Source organism: Rhodococcus sp. 66b (genome assembly GCF_002076325.1).
GTDB classification, from domain to species: Bacteria; Actinomycetota; Actinomycetes; order Mycobacteriales; family Mycobacteriaceae; genus Rhodococcus_F; species Rhodococcus_F erythropolis.
In genome coordinates, this window is the sequence record NZ_MUZB01000032.1 from 1 (window position 1) to 16,207 (window position 16,207).

17 protein-coding genes and 3 pseudogenes are annotated in these 16,207 nt (G+C 61.6%); 17 read left to right on the forward strand and 3 right to left on the reverse strand.

The window, feature by feature from the left end:
- Together dnaE and B0E55_RS32070 are read left to right on the forward strand one after the other, a co-directional pair.
- Nucleotides 1-1,815, forward strand: a 1,815-nt coding sequence (dnaE, locus tag B0E55_RS30735) for a DNA polymerase III subunit alpha (protein ID WP_133053473.1), incomplete at its 5' end; no start/stop codon positions are given.
- A pseudogene (locus B0E55_RS32070) lies at nucleotides 1,808-1,960 on the forward strand (IS1380 family transposase); the annotation flags it as partial. The gene dnaE and the pseudogene B0E55_RS32070, both read left to right, overlap by 8 nt.
- An 857-nt stretch (nucleotides 1,961-2,817) precedes the next feature.
- Here the strand turns inward: B0E55_RS32070 and B0E55_RS30740 are convergent.
- A complete protein-coding gene (locus B0E55_RS30740; RefSeq protein ID WP_019750000.1) occupies nucleotides 2,818-3,297 on the reverse strand; it encodes a MarR family winged helix-turn-helix transcriptional regulator in 480 nt (159 codons plus the stop codon).
- A 115-nt stretch (nucleotides 3,298-3,412) separates the two neighbouring features.
- Between B0E55_RS30740 and B0E55_RS30745 the strand changes: the two genes are divergently transcribed.
- The gene (locus B0E55_RS30745; RefSeq protein ID WP_019750001.1) at nucleotides 3,413-4,867 is read left to right on the forward strand and encodes an MFS transporter; all 1,455 of its coding nucleotides are present in this window, start codon (nucleotides 3,413-3,415) and stop codon (nucleotides 4,865-4,867) included.
- A 93-nt stretch (nucleotides 4,868-4,960) separates the two neighbouring features.
- Here the strand turns inward: B0E55_RS30745 and B0E55_RS32570 are convergent, their stop codons facing one another.
- Nucleotides 4,961-5,455: a winged helix-turn-helix transcriptional regulator gene (locus tag B0E55_RS32570; protein WP_080572348.1), complete on the reverse strand. Its 495-nt coding sequence runs from the start codon at nucleotides 5,453-5,455 to the stop codon at nucleotides 4,961-4,963.
- 32 nt (nucleotides 5,456-5,487) lie between these two features.
- Here B0E55_RS32570 and B0E55_RS30755 point away from each other — a divergent pair, with 32 nt between their 5' ends.
- The 6 genes from B0E55_RS30755 to B0E55_RS30780 all read left to right on the forward strand — a co-directional run bounded on the left by B0E55_RS30755 (nucleotide 5,488) and on the right by B0E55_RS30780 (nucleotide 9,879).
- Nucleotides 5,488-5,799 (forward strand): SCP2 sterol-binding domain-containing protein, encoded by a 312-nt coding sequence (locus B0E55_RS30755; RefSeq protein WP_133053474.1) that lies wholly within the window; start codon nucleotides 5,488-5,490, stop codon nucleotides 5,797-5,799.
- Nucleotides 5,800-5,848: 49 nt separating this feature from the next.
- Nucleotides 5,849-7,057 (forward strand): acyl-CoA dehydrogenase family protein, encoded by a 1,209-nt coding sequence (locus B0E55_RS30760; protein WP_080911147.1) that lies wholly within the window; start codon nucleotides 5,849-5,851, stop codon nucleotides 7,055-7,057.
- Nucleotides 7,054-7,908 (forward strand): hypothetical protein, encoded by an 855-nt coding sequence (locus tag B0E55_RS30765; protein WP_133053475.1) that lies wholly within the window; start codon nucleotides 7,054-7,056, stop codon nucleotides 7,906-7,908. Before B0E55_RS30760 ends, B0E55_RS30765 begins: the two co-directional genes overlap by 4 nt.
- A complete protein-coding gene (locus tag B0E55_RS30770; protein ID WP_080911149.1) occupies nucleotides 7,901-8,842 on the forward strand; it encodes a HesA/MoeB/ThiF family protein in 942 nt (313 codons plus the stop codon). Before B0E55_RS30765 ends, B0E55_RS30770 begins: the two co-directional genes overlap by 8 nt.
- Nucleotides 8,843-8,856: 14 nt before the next feature.
- The gene (locus tag B0E55_RS30775; RefSeq protein WP_133053476.1) at nucleotides 8,857-9,498 is read left to right on the forward strand and encodes a TauD/TfdA family dioxygenase; all 642 of its coding nucleotides are present in this window, start codon (nucleotides 8,857-8,859) and stop codon (nucleotides 9,496-9,498) included.
- Between the two features lie 63 nt (nucleotides 9,499-9,561).
- Nucleotides 9,562-9,879 carry a TauD/TfdA family dioxygenase gene (locus tag B0E55_RS30780; RefSeq protein ID WP_080911151.1) on the forward strand — a complete coding sequence of 106 codons (318 nt, stop codon included), beginning with the start codon at nucleotides 9,562-9,564 and terminating at the stop codon, nucleotides 9,877-9,879.
- Nucleotides 9,880-10,060: 181 nt separating this feature from the next.
- Here the strand turns inward: B0E55_RS30780 and B0E55_RS30785 are convergent, their stop codons facing one another.
- Entirely contained in the window at nucleotides 10,061-10,309 is a 249-nt protein-coding gene (locus B0E55_RS30785) for a hypothetical protein (protein WP_019750008.1), read from the reverse strand.
- 218 nt (nucleotides 10,310-10,527) lie between these two features.
- On the opposite strand from B0E55_RS30785, the pseudogene B0E55_RS32395 reads away from it, so the two are divergent.
- From B0E55_RS32395 to B0E55_RS30825, 8 genes and pseudogenes are all read left to right on the forward strand, one after another.
- Nucleotides 10,528-11,075 (forward strand): annotated as a pseudogene (locus B0E55_RS32395) (hypothetical protein).
- 655 nt (nucleotides 11,076-11,730) lie between these two features.
- Nucleotides 11,731-12,108: a hypothetical protein gene (locus B0E55_RS30795; protein ID WP_019750009.1), complete on the forward strand. Its 378-nt coding sequence runs from the start codon at nucleotides 11,731-11,733 to the stop codon at nucleotides 12,106-12,108.
- A gap of 18 nt (nucleotides 12,109-12,126) precedes the next feature.
- A complete protein-coding gene (locus B0E55_RS30800; RefSeq protein ID WP_019750010.1) occupies nucleotides 12,127-12,627 on the forward strand; it encodes a hypothetical protein in 501 nt (166 codons plus the stop codon).
- Between the two features lie 115 nt (nucleotides 12,628-12,742).
- On the forward strand, nucleotides 12,743-13,261 hold the full coding sequence (locus B0E55_RS30805; protein WP_133053477.1) for a helix-turn-helix domain-containing protein: 519 nt from the start codon (nucleotides 12,743-12,745) through the stop codon (nucleotides 13,259-13,261).
- Between the two features lie 364 nt (nucleotides 13,262-13,625).
- A complete protein-coding gene (locus B0E55_RS30810; protein WP_241896191.1) occupies nucleotides 13,626-14,261 on the forward strand; it encodes an MspA family porin in 636 nt (211 codons plus the stop codon).
- 128 nt (nucleotides 14,262-14,389) lie between these two features.
- Nucleotides 14,390-14,794 (forward strand): hypothetical protein, encoded by a 405-nt coding sequence (locus B0E55_RS30815; protein WP_019750013.1) that lies wholly within the window; start codon nucleotides 14,390-14,392, stop codon nucleotides 14,792-14,794.
- Nucleotides 14,795-14,913: 119 nt separating this feature from the next.
- On the forward strand, nucleotides 14,914-15,318 hold the full coding sequence (locus B0E55_RS32400) for a hypothetical protein (protein ID WP_241896190.1): 405 nt from the start codon (nucleotides 14,914-14,916) through the stop codon (nucleotides 15,316-15,318).
- Nucleotides 15,315-16,207 (forward strand): annotated as a pseudogene (locus B0E55_RS30825) (hypothetical protein); the annotation flags it as partial. The gene B0E55_RS32400 and the pseudogene B0E55_RS30825, both read left to right, overlap by 4 nt.

Here is a 16,207-nt window from a genome sequence, read left to right on the forward strand (position 1 = left end):
GACTTCCTCGGTCTGCGAAACCTCACGGTTATCGGCGACACGCTCGAGAACATCAAAGCCAACCGCGGCATCGACCTGGACCTCGACACGTTGCCGATGGACGATGCGGCAACATACGAACTGCTCGCCCGCGGCGACACTCTCGGTGTCTTTCAACTCGACTCGGCAGGCATGCGCGAGTTGCTGCTCCGCATGGCCCCGACCGAGTTCAACGATCTCATCGCATCGAACGCCCTCTACCGACCCGGTCCGATGGGTGTCGGCGCGCACTGGGCGTACGCGGACCGCAAAAACAGTCGTGAGTCCGTGACACCGATCCACCCCGAACTTGACGAACCGCTCCGCGAAATTTTGGGCGAGACGTACGCGCTAATCGTCTACCAGGAGCAGATCATGCAGATCGCCCAGAAGGTGGCCGGCTACTCCTTGGGTCAAGCAGACCTCCTCCGCCGCGCCATGGGAAAGAAGAAGGCCGAGGTGCTCGCCGCCGAATTCGAAAACTTTCGCAACGGCATGCGCGCCAACGGTTACAGCGACCAAGCGGTCACCGCACTCTGGGAAGCGGTGCTGCCGTTCGCTGGCTACGCCTACAACAAGTCACACGCCGCCGGCTACAGCATGGTCATGTACTGGACCGCCTACCTCAAGGCGAACTACCCGGCCGAGTACATGGCCGGTCTGCTCACCTCTGTCGGTGACGACAAGGACAAGACCGCAATTTATCTGTCAGACTGCCGAGCGAGGGGCGTCACGGTGCTTCCGCCGGACGTCAACGAGTCGGTAGTGAACTTTGCGTCTGTCGGCGACGACATCCGTTTCGGTATGGGTGCGGTCCGTAACGTCGGCGCCAACGTCGTCGCCTCGATCATCAAGGCGCGCACCGAGAAATCGAAGTTCACCGATTTCTCCGACTATCTCGGCAAGATCGACGCGATGGCATGCAACAAGAAGGTCACCGAATCTCTCATCAAGGCCGGTGCTTTCGACTCCCTCGAACACCCACGGAAGGGTCTGATGTTGGTTCATGCCGACGCCATCGATTCCGTGATGACCACCAAGAAAGCGGAGGCGATCGGACAGTTCGACCTCTTCGGCGGTGCCGAGGCCGACGAGTCGATCACCTCGGTGTTCGACGTCAAGATTCCTGACGAAGAGTGGGACTACAAGCATCGCCTGGCGCTCGAACGAGAGATGTTGGGGCTGTACGTTTCCGGGCACCCTCTCGACGGCATCGCCGCAGCGCTCACATCACTCACTGATACCTCGATCGCGGCAGTCCACGCGGGGAAGGTCCGCAACGGCCAGAAGATCGTGATCGGCGGCATCGTCGCGGCGGTCGACCGCCGCGTGAACAAGAAGGGCGAGCCGTGGGCGATCGTCGAGATCGCCGATCTCGATGCGGCTACCGAGATGCTCGTCTTCTCCGCCACCTACACCAACTTCCAGCACGTCCTCACCGAGGACTCCGTCTTGCTCGTTGCCGCAAACGTCAACATCCGCGAGGGCAGGACTTCGATCGTCGCAGTCGACATCTCCTCACCGGACCTGGGAAATGGCGGTCCATCTTCCGCCCCGATGACCCTCACTCTCCCGGTGCACGTGTGCACACGCCCCAACATCGAAGCTCTTCGCGACGTTTTGCGGTCTCACCCCGGGGACACCGATGTGCACATCGCGCTGGCCGGCAGTTCGACGACACTGTGGGAAACGGATCCGGGGTTCCGGGTCCACAAAAGTCCCGCCCTGTTCGGAGATCTCAAAGCCTTGTTCGGAGTCAACTGCCTGACAGCAGTTGCCACTGCAGGGAATGCGTAGATCGGGGCAGCGGGCTATCGGCCGCATCGTCTTCGACGACCCCAATCTGATCAGCCCAGCAGGCCTCGTGCCGACAATGGCATCAGCTCAGAAGGTCGGCCTAGTCGAACTCGCCGACAGCCACATCTCCATCCCCACCGCCAAAGACGTTAGATGCTGGAGCGAGGGTCCGTTAACTGGTTGCGGGGATGGTGGCCGCGCCCGGGCTCACTACGATCGTTTGCCGCAGCTTCTCGAAGATCGATCGAGACCATATTCCGTATCCGCCCACGACCGAGGAAGCGCTTCTTCCCGCGAGGCCGACGGATCGGCCGATCGGTATGACGTTCGTGAAATACATTGCTGGCGAAGACTTTCCGCGACGGCGTGCATCCGCAACGATAGATTTTCTCGTGCGAGACTCACATCTGCGGATCGTTGCGTTTCTTCGACCCACTCGGGATGTTCTCGAGTGTCGTCGAGCATTCAGGTACGGAATTCCTCACCAACATTTGTTGCCGCACAGTCACTTAAAAGAATGAACTAACACAAATACTGTTCTCGGCATACATTATGGCTGCTATTCTGCTGAGCCGCAACAGATCTGCCCCTTCTCGGATGACTCGACATGAACTGTCAGTTATGGCGATTCTTCGACAGCATCGCAACCGAGACCCCGGCCCTGCACGGCGAGCCGGGGCTGTTAGACGCCATCTGCGTTGAGCACACAACTCAGATGACCCTCTTTCGGTGCGTGGTCGGTAATCCGTGCGGCCACGCACCTTCCACCATAAACCGCACAAACGGTATGTATTGGGGTTGGACTCTCTTTCGTTACCAACCAGCAACCCTGCGCGTCTTGAGTAGTTCGACCAGCCCAGTTCGCCGAGCGGCGCCTTCGTCCCGTAGTGCCGATGCACCGCTTCGTTCTTCATCCGCTGCACCGACCGTGCGCAGGCCGAGGGCTCAGCCCTGGCGAACCGGACCGTCACACACAGCTAGAAGCCCGTCCCAAATCAACTACTAACTCCCGATTACGCTTTCACTGCCGTGATGTGCAGATTCCCGGCGCCGAGCGGAAAATAGCAGCCCGAGTTCGTCGTTACCGCTCGCAATCTGGTCAAAACACTGCATCACTGTCACCGATGACGCGTTGAGCACCCGACGGCCCTTGCGGGTCAAGTTGATTTGGTAGGCGCGTCCGTCGCCGTGAAGCTTTGACCGCACGACCATCCCTCGCGTCTGCATTTCCGATACGAGGCGTGAAATTCTCGGTTGTGAGCGCATGACCCCCTTGCTGATGTCCGCGAGCGGCGTCCAGCCGCGACGATCAGCCAGGTACGTCAGAATCTCGTACGCCGAGAGGCAAATGGCATGGCGCTCACTCAATGTGGTTTCCAGCCGATGTGTAGCTGCCTCCACAGGCTGCGATATTGACAACCACGCAGTCAACGCCGCGGTAACGCCCTCCACGGGCGCCTCGGAATCGATGGTCTCGCTCACGGGTCAACGTCCTTTCCGATCCAAACTACTTGCAATATATGCCCTGCGATGTACTCTAGCACCGTCATTTATATGCGCGCGAATATAACTTCAAGCCTTCCGGAGGATTACTCCCATGACCGAAATTACGAACCCCGAGGCAGCCGAGACTGCGACTTCTCCGCCACAAGCCCCCGTCGGATGGGCGGCGCTCGCCATTGCCGGAATCGCTCAGATGCTGGTCATGCTCGACTCGACGGTTGTCAATGTTGCGCTTCCCTCGATCGGGGCGGATTTGCATGCGTCCTCGATCGCACTGCAGTGGACGGTGAGCGGTTACGTCCTCACGTACGGTGCGCTGCTCCTGTTCGGTGGCCGTCTCGCCGACTCGATTGGCCGGCGCACGGCATTTCTCGCAGGCCTTGCCCTCTTTGCCGCTGCGTCGCTGGCGTGCGGGCTTGCACAGAACGGTTCGTTTCTCGTGACGGGCCGTGTAGTCCAAGGAATCGGAGCTGCACTCCTGTCGGCCGCTGCGCTTTCAATCATCATCTCGACGTACGGCTCAATCGAATCTCAGCTGAAGATCGCCTTGACGGCGTGGAGTGCTCTCGGCGTGGTGGGAGCTACCGTCGGCGTCATTCTCGGCGGCGCCATTGTCCAAGCGCTGTCGTGGCGGTGGGCGTTCCTGATCAATTTGCCGATCGTCGTGGTTGTGGCCGTTGCAGCGGTAATGCGGCTGGCACCAATGCGGGCGGCCGGCGGTCCGACGTCACTGAAGATACCCAGCGCGATCGTCGCGACCACGGGCATCGGCGCGCTCTGCTACGGGCTCAGTCGATTTGAGGACGGAATTTCCAGTGCCGCGCCGTGGATCATCATCGCCGTGGGAGCAGTGTTGATGATCGGATTGTTCCTCGTCGAAGACCGCTCGGATGACCCATTGCTCCCAGTGTCTCTTCTTCGCACACCTGTTTACGCTCTGTCGGGTGTTGGACTCGTCCTTGCGGCGACATTGATGCTCGGCGCTCTGTACGTCACCAGCAACTACTTCCAGTCAGCGCATGGAATGAGCCCTCTGGCAACCGGTTTCGCCTTGTTGCCGCTGTGCCTCGCATCGCTCATCGCGGCGTTCGCAACGCCGGCAATAGCCACCAAGATCGGTATGGCAAAACTGTACTTTGCCGGCACCGCGCTACAGATCGCCTCACTGGCAACCATAATTGCCGTCACGGCGAGCGGCACCGGCAACGCCACGATCGTGATAGTTGCACTGACCGTGTTCGGGGCCGGACTTCCGACCATGTTCGTTCCCCTGTACACCTTCGGTTCCGCTCCGATCCCTCCCGAACAGGCCGGTGTCGGATCAGGCCTGCTCAACACGTTCAACGAAGCGGGCGCGGGCGTCGGGTTGGCAGTCGTTGCGCCCATCACCGCGGCAATCATCGCCTCACAGCTCCAGGACGGCGCGGCCAACGACATTGCCGCAACGGCAGGTGCCCACGCGGGCTTTCTCGCCCTCGGCGGTGTCGCAGTACTGGCGGCGGGCATCGCGCTCGTCCTCGGACGCCTCACGAACCGATCACAGACGTAGAGACACCCCACCTGGCCCTTTACCTGTAAATTCCGCCACCGCAGATGGCCCGACGCGCATGCGTCGGGCCATTTCTTTTGCCGCCGACCGCGTTTAGGTATCGAGGCGGCTCGGATCGAACTCGTGGTCCACCGACCACTTCCTCACCGGATCCAACGATCCGATCAGGGTGTGCCCGAGGCCAGTCATTTTATAGAGAACGCCGGGTGGTCGACTGTCGATGACTTGCCGATCGACCAACCCGGCTTCTTCTAGCGAGCGCAGCGTGACGGTCATCGTTTTCACATTCCCGCAACCTATCTCTCGCTGCAGTTGCGCAAATCTGAGTGGTCGTGGGCGCAAGGTGAGCAGCACGGCGACTGCCCACTTCTTGGACATCAAACTCAAGAGCTCATGGAGCCCTCGCCACTCAGATCCGCCGCTCCATTCTTCTGGTTCTTGACTTCGCTGTTCTGACATTGGCAGGCCCCCCCTAGGGCTAATAGACGTGGACGGCGACACAAGGTGTCGCCGAGAACAGTACGTACCAATGCGGGGTATGTACGGCGTTGCATGGACCACCTTCGCAAGGAGAACATTACCGGGCATGTACTTTGCATCACTGATCAAGGAGACTGCACGTGACCAATTCCACCCTCACTGTTGCCACAGCACGGCTTGGCGCCCTCACTGGTGAAACCCCCCAAGCTGAGGGGTTCCGAGCATTGGGTATCGCGGTGCGCCTGATGATCGACGATTCTGCCCATGTCGTGTCCCTCCCACCTGAGCGCTCCGATGCTCCGGATGTGACTGTGGCACTGAGCAGCTCAGACATCGTCGCCCTCGCCGACGGCGATCTCGGCGTAGTGCAGGCCCTGACGCAAGGACGCCTCGCTGCGCAGTGGCCGATCTTTGCTGCCATCGGATTCGCTCATGTGCTGACCACGCTCTAACCACAGTGCCCGCCGTAAACCGCCGAACCGCGAGATTGAAAGCATCGAAATGACCACTGCACGTCAGCCCCATTCCCCGCTTGCCGACCTCGATTCCCTGACATCCCAGCACCGCAAGGCAATAGGTCAACTGCGCGAATTTGCCCGCGACGTCATCGCACCTACTGCAGCGCGCCGAGACGGCGCCCCACTCGGCACAGTCGAATGGGACCTGGTCGAAGAAGCCCAAGCTCTGGGTGGCCTTCGTATGGGACTACCGGAAGCGCTCGGCGGCTTAGGGTTCACCGCCGAAGGCCTTGGCTACACCCTCGAAGAATTCGCCGCCGCAGACCCGGGTTTCGCACTGATACTCGGAGCAACAGGCCTTTTCCAGACCCCAGTCATGCTGTCGAACGACGACCGACTCACCTCTGAATATCTGCTCCCATTTCTCGGTGACCAGCCAATTCTCGGCTGCAACGCAGTTGCCGAGGAACTCAACGGGACAGACCTGGTCTTGGCGACCAATGCAGAACATGCCGTGGACATGACGACCGCCGTCCCGGACGGCGACGTCTATCGACTGACCGGAAAAAAGAAGTACATCACCAATGCCCCGGTTGCGCGATATGCAACGGTCATGGCGAATATCGAAGGCAACCCCGGCTCAACGGGCCTGACGTGCTTTGTCGTCGACCTGCAGTGGGCAGGCGTCGAGCGCGGAACCACACACGACAAGCTCGGATATCGCACGGCACCCGCCGGAGAACTCATCTTCAACAATGTCGAAGTACCGGCAGAGAACATCATCGGCGGCCCATCCGGGGGATGGGACCTGAATACCACCATCGGAAACATCACCCGCGTGACCTGCGCGGCGATCGCTACCGGAATCGCCCGGCACTCGCTCGACCATGCACTTGCATGGGCCACCTCGCGGCGGCAGGGCGGGAAGTTTCTCTTCGAGCATCAGATGTCAGCACGGAAGATCGCAGACATGGCGGCATCTGTCGAAGCTTCGCGAGCTTTGTGGACGAAGGCAGCCCGTCTGGTGGACAACTCGCTACCCGTTCCCGAATTCGAGCCGGCAATCGCGAAGATGGTTGCCGACAAAGCTGCCATCGACAACGCAAACGCAGCAATGTCGCTGATCGGTGCTCAGGCCTTTCAACGAGACGACGAGATGGAACGCATCATGCGCGACAGCTTCGGGCCTCGGATCTACGAGGGCTCACCCGAAGCGCTCGCGATGACCATCACCGCCCACTTGTGCAAATGAATGTCCCTCATGTGCTCGACCGCGTGGCAGCGGCCGGCAGTGCGCTGAACTTCGCGCGGATTGAATCTGCGATATTTGGAGATCCGTGGTTTCACGCTGCCGGGATGGACGGGAGCCTGACCGTCGCGGTTCGCGGCGATCAACTACCAGAGCGCTACCTGCACGCTCTACGGGCATTTCGCTTCGCCCAGTACGTCGACTTCGGATGGGTGGACCGCGACGCCGCGAAGCGTGCGGGGCGTTTCACCGATGCCAGCAGTTGCGCACCACACCGCGAGTTCCACCATTTGGTCATCGATCGTACGAGCGGTCGACTTGCTGCATACCTCGCATTGAGCAGTCCCGATGTGTTTGGTCTCGAAGTGGACTATCCGATCGATGTCACCGTCGACATGGCAGGCACGATTCCCCGCGAAAAGATCTGGGAGGGAAAACGTCTCGTCCGCCGAGCCGACCTCGGAAGATCACAACTCGGGCGAAACGCTCCTTGGTGGACGCTCGTCGCAATCACGCAGGTGCTCCAAAGCTTGGAGAGTGCTGGCCAGTTCCAACTTCTCATCGCTGACGGGGCCCCGTCGGGATCCGCCGCGATGCTGCGCTCTCTGAGGTATGCAGTCACCACGTTGCCAACGCTGCCGCATCCTCAAAACCGCGACGGGGTGTTGGGTCCGATGTGGCGGCAACCTGAGACAGCGGTCGCATACTCAGCCCAACTCACGCAGGAGACTCCGCCCGTCATCGAGGACCTTACGAAGTTTCTGAGGTCCAGCCGTCCTGGATCAGTACGGGACTACCTGGCCTTGCGGACGCAGGGCCCATCATCGGCAGAAGGAAACCTCATCCATGCATGACATCGAGAGCGAAGCTGAAGCCCGATCGCTGAGCGACGGAGATTTTTACCGCCACCTCGTCGCACGCAACCGGGGACTTGTCTCCGAAGAATCCCAGCAAGCGATCGCATCCACAAAGCTCCTGGTGGCTGGCTGCGGGTCCATCGGTGGCGCCTCCGTGGAGCCTCTGGCCCGAATCGGATTCCGCGACTTTCATTTGGCCGACATCGGCGTCTTTGAGCTGAACAATCTCAATCGGCAGCGAGCACACCTGAACGATCTCGGGAGAAACAAGGCTTCCGTGGCCGGGCGAACCATCGAGGCAATCAACCCGCACGCCACGGTAACGGTAACCACGGAGGGGATCACAAAGGAGAACGTCGACGCTCTGGTTCGATATGCCGACATCATCGTCGACGGTGTCGACGTCACGACTCCATCGGGTTTGGCGGCGAAGGTTGCGCTCCACGAGGCCGCACTGGCCCATCGCCGACCGCTGGTGACCGGATGGGACCTGGCTGGGGTGCTCTGCGCGGAGTACATCGACTATCGCGTCGTTGATCGAATCTTCAACGGTGCCATCACTTCTGGCGACCTTGAAACCTTGTCGGTGTGGGAGGCAATCGTCCGCATCGCGCCCATGTCGAAGATGCCTGGCGAGATGCTTGACGAGCTGGCCCGGAATCTTCGCGACCCGCTGTACAGCGTTCCTCAACTTCCTGAAGCTGCATGGCAATTCGGTTCCTTGGCGTGCCATATCGTTGCCCAAGTCGCCGCTGGGAATTCTGTACCGACCCGCACATGCGTCGATGTTCACGCCTTGACCCAGCCACGCTGGCAGCGTGCTCGCAATCAGCTACAGCTACCTCTCCAATTCGTCCGGTTCGGCCTTGCTTTGGGTCTTAGGAGCACGCTGCGCGCAACCGCCCCTCGTCCTCTACTGGCATTTCTCTAGTTAGGAAGTCGCTCGTGACCGCAATGAACCTCCTCCCACAGCAGGTGCCTTTCACCCCACCCAGCGAAACAATTTCGCTGACGCAGTACGAAACCGCGGCGGTCGCCTCTGCAGCGCTGTCCCTCTGGGATCGCCACCATGGCCGCCCCTTGCATGACGATCAGCTGCTCTACGACGTCGAGTCTGCGGCCGGCAACCTTCCTTCCCGCCTGCAATCTGCTCTGCGGCGGTTCCGTGACAAGGGAAATCTCGATGGCGTTCTACTCATCGATGGGCTTCCAGTCGAGGACCAGGCAGCCACTCCCAGCGCCGGCGGAATCGACCCGGACTGGGCTGAAGTTCCGGTCTCCACGTTCAGTCAATTGATGGTCATGAGCACTCTCGGTTCCGTAATCAGTTACAGCGACGAAAAGGAGGGACGCCTCATCCAAGACGTATTCCCCAAGCGCGGACAGGAACTGCGCCAGGAGAACAGCGGGTGCGTGCTTCTCGAGCTCCACACCGAGGACGGGTTCCTTGCGTACCCGCCGCATTTCCTGTCCCTGCTGTGCATCCGAGCTGACCATGACAAAGTGGCCGCAACTGTGGCCTGCAGCGTACGGCGGGTGCTCCCGCTGCTGACCGACGAACTCGTCTCCGTCCTGTACCAGCAATGATTCCGCATTGCCTACTCGTCGTCATTCACCGGGGGGCAGGAGAGCGAAGTCTGGAGTCGTCCGATGTCTATCCTGTCTGGCCCTTCCACAGATCCGGACCTCGTCGTCGACTTTCACGGCATGGAAGGTCTGGATAGCGGAGCGCAGGACGCTCTTGATGCCCTGCGTGACGTCTTCGGTGCCAACTTGACCGGCGCGGTGCTGCTCCCAGGTCAGCTCGTGGTCGTTGACAACCGCGTCGCCGTTCACGGCCGTACAGCATTCTTGGCGCGGTTCGACGACAAGGACCGTTGGCTGCGGCGCTGCTTTGCAGTTAGCGACCTCCGGGAGGTTCGGGACAGCTTCGAGCACGGCCGCGCCCTGAGGATCACACCCAGCTGATATGACGTGGAAGCTGGTCAAGAACGAGCTGAACTTGATAGGGCGATCGTGTCCGATCTGCATCGAACAGTGCTTGGTGCCCTCTGACGGACAGTGGCGACCGCCGAACAGTCTCGGCAGCAGAGTCTGACACTGCTCTCGCCGAATGGATTCGCAAAGCGTTCGGTGCTTCCGATGCGCCCTATTCTGCGGGCGTCAGGTCGTCGTCGCTCGCGAAGACCAGGCGCCCGTCATCGAGTGCGATCGCCCACCGCTGCACCGGAGCCCAGTCCCGCCCCACCGAACCGCGGTCGATGACCATGTCCTCGTAGTCCTCGATCACCACACCCGTGCATGCCACGCTGCCACCGGCATCGGAGTCTGACACCGTGATTCGCACGCGGGAACCTACCGCAGTCACATCTTTGCTTTTGCCGTTTTTGTCGGTCATCTTCCTAATTCTGGCAGAGCAACTTCGCGGCAACCGCGTTCGGGGCCCAGCGTTGCACGCTCTGACAGAGCGAGGGGGCTGAGTGGGCTCGATGCCGCCATCACTCGCTGGAGCTGTTACCCATGTCCGTCCGAGGCCGGTGCGGAGCATGTTCCTGTCGGTGCACGCTCCTACAGTCAGCTCGGGTAACAGTCCGGATCGAGTGCCAGGAGCAGGCGATGACGTTCGTGAGCGACGCCTCATTGCCACTGCCCGGCATGCCCGACAGCGCTCCCGCGCTGCCGGCGTTCCAGATGACGTTGATCGGGCAGCCCCAGCCTGTACGCATTCCCGAACGTCTGTGGCGTTCCTGGCTCGACGACGCTGCCGTCGTTTCTCACTTCGAGCCCAAGCGTTACCGCCGCCGGAATCAGTGCTGGCCCTGGATCGGAGGGGTGTCATCGACCGGGCATGGTTCCTTCCGGGCAGCGAGCCTGCCCGGGCCGTCTCGCCGCGGGACGGTACCGGCGCATTTGTTCGCCTACCAGCTCGAATACGGTGTCATTTCGAGGTTGGGCTGGTCCAACACCGACGACGCGGTGCTGTGCCATCAATGTGACTTCGCCGGCTGCACCAACCCGGCACACATGCGGTTGGGAACCAATCGCAGCAACCGCAGCGAATACGAGCTTCGGCGACGCGACATCGCCAGAACTTGGACGTCGACGCGGTCGAAAAGCGCATCGCTGCGGCCGAGGCTGCAGGACGTCCGCTCTCACTCTGGTAGCGACGCTGCCGCGCTATCGTCAATGCACATTTGCGGAGAACATATTTTGTTACAGCGCAACGTATTTCATCAACAGAGTGACATACTATATGTTATCGGCGATGCATTTCGGGTGGCATTATGCTCAGTTGCAACAACCCTGAGTCCGGACGATGGCGTGGCAACGTCCACCCCACTGTGGCGACTGTTCACAGCACCGCGACCGAGACCCCGGCCCTGCACGTCGAACCGGGGCGGTTAAACGCCACCTGCGTTGAGCACACAACCCAGATGGCCTCTTTCGGTGCGCGGTCAATCATCCGTGCGGCCACGCACCTAGATTGTAAACCGGACAACCGGTATCCATGGGATAAGTTCCTCTTTCAATGCCACCCAGCAACCTTGCGCGCATCGGCGTTGGATCCAAGCCCACTGGGCGAAGCCTGATTCCCGCCTTAGGTCTCACCGGCGGGGAATCGTTCGTACAGAATGGGCATCCGCCATCGACACGGTCGGCGAATGGTGATTGCTGGTGTGATCTGACTCGCAAGTAACCCCGAAAGGTTGCCGATTGTTTGCCGCGTGTCGTTCACTGGAGACACGGGAACCCCGTTCCGGGTTTCGAGAACTCGGGTTCGACCATTTGGCTGGATCCGAACGAGGAAAGGCTCATTCGATGACGCGTGCACTCAAGATCGTTGCTGCTCTGGCCATCCCGGCGGCTGCTGGAGCTGTGGCGATTGCCGGCGCAGGCTCTGCCTCGGCGGCGACTCCGGTATCGGGAAACGGCTACGTCGGAGTCATTCTCGATCACCACGAGACGGTCGTCGCGAGCCAGATCAACGCGGGCAATCTGATCAACGCCGCATTCGGCGACGCCTGGACTGTCGGGTTGCCGCACGATTCCATCTGGTACACCGGAGCATGGACCCCGGTCACCGGCGATCAGTTCGTCGACGAGGCAGCCTCGCACCCCGGCGGTCGTGTCGGGCTGTATCTCGTCGACCCCGCGATCAATCAGGGGAACATCTTCAACGCCGAAAGCGCCTGGTAGAGAAGAGCTGAACCCGGCATGCAGGAAACCGTGCATCACCGTGTCCGTATCACCGTTGTTCGCCGATGTGCGATCGGTACTCTCGCGGTCGCGGCGATCATGTCAGCGGGTTGCTCGCCAGGAGCCGGCTCCGTCGACAGCCTGAGTGCCGGCGCGGGTGAGCGGTGCGCATCCGAGTGCGCCGAATTCGGTACCGAAGTCGAATTCTCGTGCCGTTTCCAGGCATCGTTGTGCGCGGACTCCCTGGGTCGCAAGTCCGCGTTGGTGCGAAGTATCGACGAATCGACTGCAGCTGGTCTGGCGCGGGCGTGGACAGGTCAGAGTTCCTCACCGATCGAGATATTCGACCGCAGCGTCGACCGGTTCACCTCTCTCGACTGTCCGGCCGCAGCCGACAAGGACACGGCCACTGCGGATTCGGGCGTGCGCGCGGATCGGTGTGCCTTTCTAGCAGCCAGTGCCGAACAACAATTCCGCACCGTGACGCTACTGCTCGACCCGGCCCGCAACCTGCGGTGAAGCTCTCGCGTGTGGGTGGTCCCGGCCGCGCGGTCCCGCAGCGCGTCGCAGGACCGGGCATCCGCTTATCTCGCTGACATTCTCACCTCGCAGCACGAAAGGTAGACAGAAGAAAGTGAGTCAGTTGATGGTCGGGCGGGTAGCCGGCGAGGACGTGTTCCAGGTCCGGTTGAACGAACTTTTCGCCACCGTCGACGCAGCCCGACGAGGGCGGCGTTTGACGACCACAGCGGTAGCGAGAGGCCTTCTCGAGCGAGGCTGTCGGATCTCGACACCATATCTCTCCCAACTGCGGTGCGGTGTTCGCACGAGCCCGTCCGATGAGGTCGTGGCCGCATTGGCCGACTACTTCGGCGTCTCCCCCGGATACTTCTTCACCGTCCCCTGGGCCGGCGACCGCGGCCTCGTCGAGGCCCAGGACGCCGATATCGTCGACCATCTCGACGACCAGGAATTGAAAGACCTACTTCTGGCCGCGAATGGCCTCTCCGCTACCTCGCTGGAACTGTTGGCCAATGTCGCCGCGAAGCTGCGCATCTCCGATCAACGCCGGAAGGTTCCCGCCGACTCACCGGGCTACGCCCGACTCGCCGAAGCAGCAGTCGGACCTCGCCGCACCGCCGCGACGAGATAACCCTCGTCCCGGCTGTCAACACCTATCGGTGTCGGGTTGCCGAATAATCACTGCGCATGAACCATCGGTCACCATTTCGTGATCATGAGGCTCGTCACACCCTTCGCGTGAACAAACCGCCTGGTCCGAGTGTTCGGGAAATGTTTCCGTAACTTCGAGTACGACTTTCGGCGGATGGATTCGGGCATTGGAGGCTAGTCGGGCATGCAGGCGGTGTTGTAGCGTCCCGGTCAGACGTTCAGTTAAGTTTCCGCAATCGCTCTGGTTGCGGGGATTTCGACTCACCCCAGGGAGACCGACCATGGCCACCACCACCACCGAGACCATCCGTACCTTGACAGGAAAGCGACGCATCGGAAAGGCAATGGGCACATGTGCTGCGGTGTCGTCGGTTTTGATGGCTGGCTCTCTCGCGTTCGCAGCCAGTGCGTCGGCGACCCCGACGGCGTTGCCGGACAAGTTCGCGAGCACGGTCACCGACGACGGTTGGACGTTGGATCTGGCGGCTACCAAACTTTCGGCGAACCGGGTCCCGAACCTGGCGACAACAGCGTTCACTCGCGAGGGGTTCGTGTCGGCGAAGGTCACCGGCACCATCACCGGACCCGGCGATTCTGCGGTGAAGACAGGCTATATCGAGCAGGGGTTGCAGATCGGTTGCCAAATCGATGTGTCCTCCGGCCTCGGCCTGGGGCTCGGATTCTCCCTCGGCCCGTCCGTCGGGGTCAGCATTTCGGGGGTTCCGTCGGCGAACATCGGCGTGAACGCCTCGGTGAACCCGAGCATCCAGACCACCATCGCACCGGGCACGATCACCACGATCCCGCTCGGCAAGAAGGACCTCGAGGCTGCGAAAGCGTCGATCACGGCGGAGAACGTGCACGTCAAGGTCGATGCGTGCATGGGCCCGGTCACGATCCGTTCGTACGCGCAGTTCGCCGTGTCGACGGCGACCTCGGATAACAGTGTGTTCGTCTACTCCGACCCCACCTGGCTCTGATCCAGGACTGTCGTCAACGGCATTCCGCGCCCACAAGCGCACGTCTCGGTTCACTCGGTTCATGTGCTGGGCAGCCGTTGGCGCTGTTACCCAACACTTTCCACTTTTCCATCCATCAAAGGAGCATCATGTCTTTGACTCGCACGAAGAAAATCGCAGCCACGACCGCGGCTGCATCAGTCGCTGTCGGCGGGATTCTGCTCGCTACCGCCCCGGCCGCAATGGCTGCTCCCGTGATGTTCGAGGGGCCGGTTCCGGCGCAGTACGGTGCACCGGTGGTGCAGGTTCCCCTGGGCCACGCCTTGACCGTGGCGGCCCGCGACAGTGGAATCGTGACGGCACTCTCGAACGCGAACGTCATGATCCCCGTTCCCGGGTGGGAGACCGTGATCGACGTGTCGGCTGATGTCCTGGCGCGCCGGACGGCAATTGCTGCCCAGTATCCGAACGGGTGCGCCTCGTACCAGTTCTATCTCCCGCCGGCAGGAGGGTGGCTCGCCGGAGCTACCTCGTACGTCAACTGCCCCTGGTAGAGCGCACCCTCTTCCTGTCCGCTGCTGCATCTCCTCCCGGTGACCGCCCGTTCTTTTGGTCGGTGTCGGGTATCTCGAGTCCCGCGTTTCTAGTTGGCGGGGAAAGGCATTCACCTCCGATGACCACCTCACCGAACGCCCCGATGACCTCACCCACCCGCCGCGACGTCACAGCTGAGCCTGCGTTGCCGTACGTACCGCCAGGAACCATTGCAGCTCCGGCATCGGTGTATTCCGACCTACCCCGCGATGCAGTCGGTACAGGTGATCAGGGATGGGATCGCGACAGTGAACTGAGTCAGATGTCGAAAGCTGTGATCGCGACCGTATTCGGGCTCGCGTTGTTGATCGCGGCGTTCGCGGTGATCGGACGCCTCGGAGGATGGGCCACCGATTACGGGACGATTCTGGTGTATCTGGCATTCTTTCTGTGGATGTCGATCGCAGGACGGGTGTTCTGGTGGGGCGCAGACACACTCATCGCCGAATTTCGGAAGAAGTCGAACACGGGTGATCGCCGGTGAAGCCTGCGCGCCGGTTCGACCGCACCTCACCGACCACGGTGATCTCCACCGTGGTGGTGCTCGCCGCAACGGTGATCGCACTGCTGGCGCTGCTGATCTTCGCCCCGACCTCCTCCGCAGGACCAGCAGAAGACTGCGCAGCGGTACGGGCACGTGATCATCAGATCTACCTGAACCTCATTGCGTCGCTGCCACCCGGTGCACCCATCCCGCCGGAGTACATCAACCCGTGCTTGACCGCTCCCACCACGACCCCGACGGCCGCCCCGACAACAACGGTCGGACTTCCCGGTGCACAAGCACCGGGCGGCGGCCCCAACGTCGGAGCCAACGCTCCGACGAACTTCCCCACCTACAACGGAACCCCCATCGTCCCCGTCCCCGGCGCCGCGCAACCAGGACAGCCCGGAACGCCCGGCGCACCAACACAGCCGGGTGTGCAGAACCCGGCAGGAGTCCCGGTTCCGACGACCGCCGACGGGCCTGCCCCGACTATTCCGCAGCCTGCCGGGTCGACCGCACCGACAGCGACCACCGATCGTGGTCCCGGACCGATCCCCACGGACACCGATTCGAATACCGCACCAGCCCAACCGGTTCCAGGCCTGGCAACAGATGTCTCTACAACCGGGGAGGACTCGGGCCGTGACCGGTATCTCGAACTCGCGCTGATCGGCGCTGCAGCGTTCACGGCCGCCGGTATCGGAGTGCGCGGGCGGCCGGGACCGTTCAGCCCCCGCACGCCCGAGTCAGTGCTCTCCCAGGCAGTCGGCACTATTGCTTCACCGTTGGTGGCGTATGCACGCGGTGGTCAGTCCTCGTTGCGGGTGTTCGATCCGATCACCGGCGGAAGCCGGTTCTTCTTCCTGATCCACGACGAAACGTCGTC